The sequence below is a fragment of the Polaromonas sp. P1_G4 genome (assembly GCF_056405475.1).
This window is the reverse complement of sequence record NZ_JBFUCA010000258.1, coordinates 1-5,915: the sequence shown is the minus strand read 5'-3', so window position 1 is coordinate 5,915 and position 5,915 is coordinate 1. Positions and strand designations below refer to the sequence as shown.

Genomic DNA, 5,915 nt, shown 5'->3' with positions numbered 1-5,915 from the left:
CGTTCACATCCAGCCCTTCCCGACACCGTTACCTCAGGTGTCGCTGGTTATACAGGGCGTTGATACCGGCGCTTTCCCCTGGTTTTCAGGCAAATTGCGGGCCGCCAATACCCTGTCGGAGATTGGCGGACTCTTCCTCCAGGGCATCCGGCGGGAAAACTCACTTGGAGTGGGCGCTAACATCGAATCTTTGGGCGCCGAACTTCTCTTTGCCGGCCATTTCGTGTGTTCAGGCCGCGCGTTCTGCTTGAGGGATTCCCCTATCCGGTTTATACTAGAAGGCTTTTCCGCTTTCGTGGCGGGAAATATTTGTGGCCGTATCAACACGGTAAATTAGTTTTCAGACGTTTAGGGACGTTTTCAATGCCAACCATTAATCAGTTAGTCCGTCAGGGGCGCGAGGTCGAAAAGATCAAGTCCAAGAGCCCTGCGATGGAAAATTCTCCGCAGCGCCGCGGTGTATGCACCCGTGTGTACACCACGACGCCTAAAAAGCCCAATTCCGCTCTGCGTAAGGTTGCCAAAGTGCGCCTGACCAACGGTTTTGAAATTATTTCCTACATCGGCGGCGAAGGCCACAACCTGCAGGAACACAGCGTGGTGCTGGTTCGCGGCGGTCGTGTCAAGGACTTGCCCGGTGTGCGTTACCACATCGTCCGTGGTTCGCTCGACTTGCAAGGCGTGAAAGACCGCAAGCAGTCGCGCTCCAAGTACGGTGCGAAAAAGCCAAAGGCCAAATAAGCCAAACCGGTTCGGGTTTTTCTCTTCACTGAGAGCTCGCGCCAGAAGAAGTTGTCACGGAAAGCCTGTGATAGTTCCTTCAAAACAAGGTGTTTCACTCGCCCTGGCAGGTGTCTGAAACGAAGTGACCCAAGTGCAAATAGTTGCACCGGTCGAGTAAGTGAGGGTTTTGATAACTCTCGCGGTGTTGCCAAAAGCAATGCCAACTGAAGCAAAGAGGTGAAAAAATGCCACGTCGTCGCGAAGTCCCTAAACGTGAAATTCTTCCTGATCCAAAATTTGGCGATGTTGATCTCGCCAAGTTCATGAACGTGATCATGCAAGGCGGCAAAAAGGCCGTCGCAGAGCGCATCATTTATGGCGCGCTCGACTTTATCGAGAAAAAGAACCCCGGCAAAGACCCGCTCGAGGCTTTCCACATGGCCATCGGCAACATCAAGCCCATGGTTGAAGTGAAATCCCGCCGCGTCGGCGGCGCCAACTACCAGGTGCCGGTTGAAGTGCGTCCTGTCCGCCGTATGGCTCTGGCCATGCGCTGGCTCAAGGAAGCCGCCAAGAAGCGTGGCGAGAAGTCCATGTCTTTGCGTCTGGCCAATGAGCTGATGGAAGCGACCGAAGGCCGCGGCGGCGCCATGAAAAAGCGTGATGAAGTTCACCGCATGGCAGAAGCCAACAAGGCGTTCAGCCACTTCCGCTTCTAATTTTCGATTGCAGTAATTGCTGCGCTGAATTGACGGGTTGCTGGTTGGTTTCAAGGTGCTGGGTGCCTTGATTGCCGGCCGTTCAACCCCAATTTCTGCCAGCCGGGTGTGGTGCACAACACCCTTCCCGGCCAGCAGACGCGTAGAAGAAATGAAGGATGCCCGGACTGCGGGCAGTCTTTCAACGAGTCTTTGTTCGTAACCCCGAACTGAAAGTAATTTATGTCCCGCGCTACCCCCATTTCCCAATACCGCAACATCGGCATTTCCGCGCACATTGATGCCGGCAAGACCACCACCACCGAGCGGATCCTTTTTTACACCGGCGTGAACCACAAGATTGGTGAAGTTCACGACGGCGCTGCCACCATGGACTGGATGGAGCAAGAGCAGGAGCGCGGCATCACGATTACTTCCGCCGCCACCACCTGCTTCTGGAAGGGCATGGACACGTCCCTGCCTGAGCACCGCATCAACATCATCGACACCCCGGGCCACGTGGACTTCACGATTGAAGTCGAGCGTTCCATGCGCGTGCTTGACGGCGCCTGCATGGTGTATTGCGCCGTGGGTGGCGTTCAGCCCCAGTCGGAAACCGTCTGGCGCCAGGCCAACAAGTACAAAGTTCCCCGCCTTGCGTTCGTCAACAAGATGGACCGCACCGGCGCGAACTTCTTCAAGGTCGTCGAGCAGATGAAGCTGCGCCTGAAGGCCAGCCCTGTGCCCATGGTGATCCCCATCGGCGCTGAAGAAAGCTTCACCGGCGTGGTCGACTTGCTGAAAATGAAGGCCATCATCTGGGATGAGGCCTCGCAAGGCATGAAGTTCACCTACAGTGATATCCCCGCCGAGCTCGTCGAGCTGGCCAAGGAATGGCGCGAGAAGATGGTTGAGGCTGCCGCCGAGTCGTCTGAAGAGCTGATGAACAAATACCTTGAAGAAGGTGATCTGACCGAAGCTGAAATCAAGCTGGGCATCCGCACGCGTACCATCGCCAGCGAAATCCAGCCGATGTACTGCGGCTCTGCCTTCAAGAACAAGGGCGTGCAGCGCATGCTGGACGCCGTGATTGAATTCATGCCGTCGCCGATCGACATTCCTCCCGTCAAGGGCATGGACGAAGACGAAGCGCCTGTCACCCGCAAGGCTGACGACGAAGAGAAATTCTCTGCGCTGGCATTCAAGCTGATGACTGACCCGTTTGTGGGCCAGCTCACCTTCGTGCGCGTTTACTCCGGCGTCCTGAAAAAGGGCGACAGCGTTTACAACCCGATCAAAGGCAAGAAAGAGCGTATCGGCCGTATCGTGCAGATGCACGCGAACAACCGTGAAGAAGTCAGCGAAATCCGCGCCGGCGACATCGCCGCCTGCGTGGGTCTGAAAGACGTGACCACGGGCGAAACCCTGTGCGATCCGGATGCCATCGTCATGCTTGAGCGCATGGTGTTCCCCGAGCCTGTGATTACCCAAGCCGTGGAACCCAAGACCAAGGCTGACCAGGAAAAAATGGGCATCGCCCTGCAGCGCCTGGCGCAGGAAGATCCCTCTTTCCGCGTCAAGACCGACGAAGAGTCCGGTCAGACCCTGATCGCCGGTATGGGCGAGCTGCATCTGGAAATTATTGTCGACCGCATGAAGCGCGAATTCGGCGTGGAAGCCAACGTCGGCAAGCCGCAGGTGGCTTACCGCGAAACCATCCGTAAAACGGTGGAAGACGCTGAAGGCAAGTTCGTGCGCCAGTCCGGCGGTAAAGGCCAGTACGGTCACGTTGTGCTCAAGATTGAGCCGAACGAAGCCGGCAAGGGCATCGAGTTCGTCGACGCCATCAAGGGCGGTGTGGTTCCTCGCGAATACATCCCTGCGGTGGAAAAGGGCATCAACGAGGCCGTCACGTCCGGCGTGTTGGCTGGCTATCCGGTGGTTGACGTCAAGGTCACGCTGCACTTCGGTTCGTACCACGATGTGGACTCGAACGAGCTGGCCTTCAAGATGGCCGCCATCTTCGGCTTTAAGGAAGGCTGCCGCAAGGCAAGCCCCGTGATTCTGGAGCCCATGATGGCCGTGGAAGTTGAGACGCCTGAAGACTACGCCGGCAACGTGATGGGCGATCTGTCCTCACGCCGCGGCATGGTGCAGGGCATGGAAGACATGGTCGGTGGCGGCAAAGCCATCAAGGCGGAAGTGCCGCTGTCTGAAATGTTCGGCTATTCGACCACGCTGCGTTCGATGTCGCAGGGCCGTGCTACGTACTCCATGGAGTTCAAGCACTACTCTGAAGCTCCGCGCAATGTGTCGGAAGCCATCATGGCTTCGCGCGCCAAGTAAGTAACGTTCGCTGCCGATTCCGGATGGGGTTGGCAGCTTTTTTCCTTGTCTGCGATTGTGTGCCACTTCGTGCCCGTGCGAAGTGAATCAGCAACACAGTGCAGACGTTAAACCGTACACGGGCATGTTCTTTATCTGGAGAGAAAAATGGCAAAAGGCAAATTTGAGCGGACCAAGCCGCACGTCAACGTMGGCACGATTGGCCACGTGGACCATGGCAAGACGACGCTGACGGCGGCGATCACGACCGTTCTGGCATCCAAGTTCGGCGGCGAAGCCAAGGGCTACGACCAAATTGACGCGGCACCCGAAGAAAAGGCACGCGGCATCACCATCAACACCGCCCACGTCGAGTACGAAACGGCCAACCGCCACTACGCCCACGTCGACTGCCCCGGCCACGCCGACTATGTGAAGAACATGATCACCGGCGCTGCCCAGATGGACGGCGCCATTTTGGTGTGCTCCGCCGCTGACGGCCCCATGCCCCAGACCCGCGAGCACATCCTGCTGGCCCGCCAGGTGGGCGTGCCTTACATCATCGTGTTCCTGAACAAGTGCGACATGGTTGACGACGCCGAGCTGCTCGAGCTCGTCGAAATGGAAGTGCGCGAGTTGCTGGACAAGTACGACTTCCCCGGCGACAAGACCCCCATCATCCACGGCAGCGCCAAGCTCGCCATGGAAGGCGACAAGGGTCCCCTGGGCGAAGAAGCCATCATGAAGCTGGCCGAAGCGCTGGACACCTACATTCCCCTGCCAGAGCGCGCTGTTGACGGCGCCTTCCTGATGCCCGTGGAAGACGTGTTCTCCATCTCCGGCCGCGGCACCGTCGTGACCGGCCGTGTCGAGCGCGGTGTGATCAAGGTCGGCGAAGAAATCGAAATCGTCGGTATTGCCGACACGCAAAAGACCACCTGCACCGGCGTTGAAATGTTCCGCAAGCTGCTGGATCAAGGACAGGCCGGCGACAACGTCGGTATCCTCTTGCGCGGCACCAAGCGCGAAGACGTGCAGCGCGGCCAGGTGCTGTGCAAGCCCGGCTCCATCAAGCCGCACACGCACTTCACCGGCGAGATCTACGTTCTCTCCAAGGACGAAGGCGGCCGCCACACGCCATTCTTCAACAACTACCGCCCCCAGTTCTACTTCCGCACGACGGACGTGACCGGTGCGATCGAGTTGCCAGARGGCAAGGAAATGGTCATGCCAGGCGATAACGTGTCGATCACCGTCAAGCTGATCAACCCGATCGCCATGGAAGAAGGCCTGCGCTTTGCCATCCGCGAAGGCGGCAAGACCGTCGGCGCCGGCGTCGTTGCCAARATCATTGCGTAATTTCCGCAAACCATAAGGAATTACCATGGCCACCAAGCAAAAAATCCGCATTCGCCTGAAGGCGTTTGATTACAAGCTGATCGACCAGTCGGCAGCTGAAATTGTTGACACTGCCAAGCGCACCGGTGCGATTGTCAAGGGCCCCGTGCCCCTGCCAACGCGCATGAAGCGTTTCGACATCCTGCGTTCGCCCCACGTCAACAAGACGAGCCGCGACCAGCTGGAAATCCGCACGCACCAGCGTCTGATGGACATCGTGGACCCTACGGATAAAACCGTGGACGCCCTGATGAAGCTCGACCTGCCTGCCGGCGTGGACGTCGAAATCAAGCTGCAGTAAGCAAGAAATCGGGGTTTCGGCCACAAGCCGAGTCCCAAAGCGACWGGTTTTAGCCCGGGTTTGCCATTTTTGGCAGCCTGGGCTATACTCTTGGGCTGTCCTTTGCATATTGGCTTCGTGCCTTTGTGGATTGGACGGTTTTATTAACTGTCTTTCACATCAAAACGTCTGTGGCCAATTGAAGTCGCAGCGGTGAAAGTTACGAAAGAACACATCATGAGTCTGAGCAACTCCCTCGGGTTGCTGGGCCGCAAAGTTGGCATGATGCGTCTGTTTACGGATGATGGGGACACAGTTCCTGTCACCGTGGTGGACGTATCGAACAACCGCGTGACCCAGGTTAAAACCGAAGCAAATGACGGCTACGATGCCCTCCAAGTGGCATTTGGCGCACGCAAAGCATCGCGCGTGACCAAGCCGGCCGCCGGCCACCTTGCGAAAGCAGGCGTTGAAGCTGGTGAAATCCTGAA

At 57.6% G+C, this 5,915-nt stretch carries 6 protein-coding genes and 1 pseudogene; all 7 read left to right on the top strand.

The window, feature by feature from the left end; translation table 11 throughout:
• Positions 1–337 (top strand): hypothetical protein (locus tag AC1D1X_RS13650; protein WP_477698457.1); only part of this gene is annotated, 337 nt, incomplete at its 5' end.
• Between the two features lie 26 nt (positions 338–363).
• The gene (rpsL, locus tag AC1D1X_RS13645; RefSeq protein ID WP_092130055.1) at positions 364–741 is read left to right on the top strand and encodes a 30S ribosomal protein S12; all 378 of its coding nucleotides are present in this window, start codon (positions 364–366) and stop codon (positions 739–741) included.
• A gap of 227 nt (positions 742–968) precedes the next feature.
• Positions 969–1,442 carry a 30S ribosomal protein S7 gene (rpsG, locus tag AC1D1X_RS13640; protein ID WP_011481226.1) on the top strand — a complete coding sequence of 158 codons (474 nt, stop codon included), beginning with the start codon at positions 969–971 and terminating at the stop codon, positions 1,440–1,442.
• A 222-nt stretch (positions 1,443–1,664) separates the two neighbouring features.
• Entirely contained in the window at positions 1,665–3,767 is a 2,103-nt protein-coding gene (gene fusA, locus AC1D1X_RS13635; protein ID WP_457281667.1) for an elongation factor G, read from the top strand.
• Positions 3,768–3,914: 147 nt separating this feature from the next.
• On the top strand, positions 3,915–5,105 hold the full coding sequence (tuf, locus tag AC1D1X_RS13630; RefSeq protein WP_436155802.1) for an elongation factor Tu: 1,191 nt from the start codon (positions 3,915–3,917) through the stop codon (positions 5,103–5,105).
• Between the two features lie 25 nt (positions 5,106–5,130).
• Entirely contained in the window at positions 5,131–5,445 is a 315-nt protein-coding gene (gene rpsJ / locus AC1D1X_RS13625; protein WP_007838118.1) for a 30S ribosomal protein S10, read from the top strand.
• A gap of 216 nt (positions 5,446–5,661) precedes the next feature.
• Positions 5,662–5,915: pseudogene (locus AC1D1X_RS13620) on the top strand (50S ribosomal protein L3); the annotation flags it as partial.

What these genes read in the sequence shown, in the direction of transcription:
- fusA (WP_457281667.1), top strand. Translation starts at nt 1,665, where the DNA reads ATGTCCCGCGCTACCCCCATTTCCCAATACCGCAACATCGGCATTTCC.
- rpsG (WP_011481226.1), top strand. Translation starts at nt 969, where the DNA reads ATGCCACGTCGTCGCGAAGTCCCTAAACGTGAAATTCTTCCTGATCCA.
- rpsJ (WP_007838118.1), top strand. Translation starts at nt 5,131, where the DNA reads ATGGCCACCAAGCAAAAAATCCGCATTCGCCTGAAGGCGTTTGATTAC.
- rpsL (WP_092130055.1), top strand. Translation starts at nt 364, where the DNA reads ATGCCAACCATTAATCAGTTAGTCCGTCAGGGGCGCGAGGTCGAAAAG.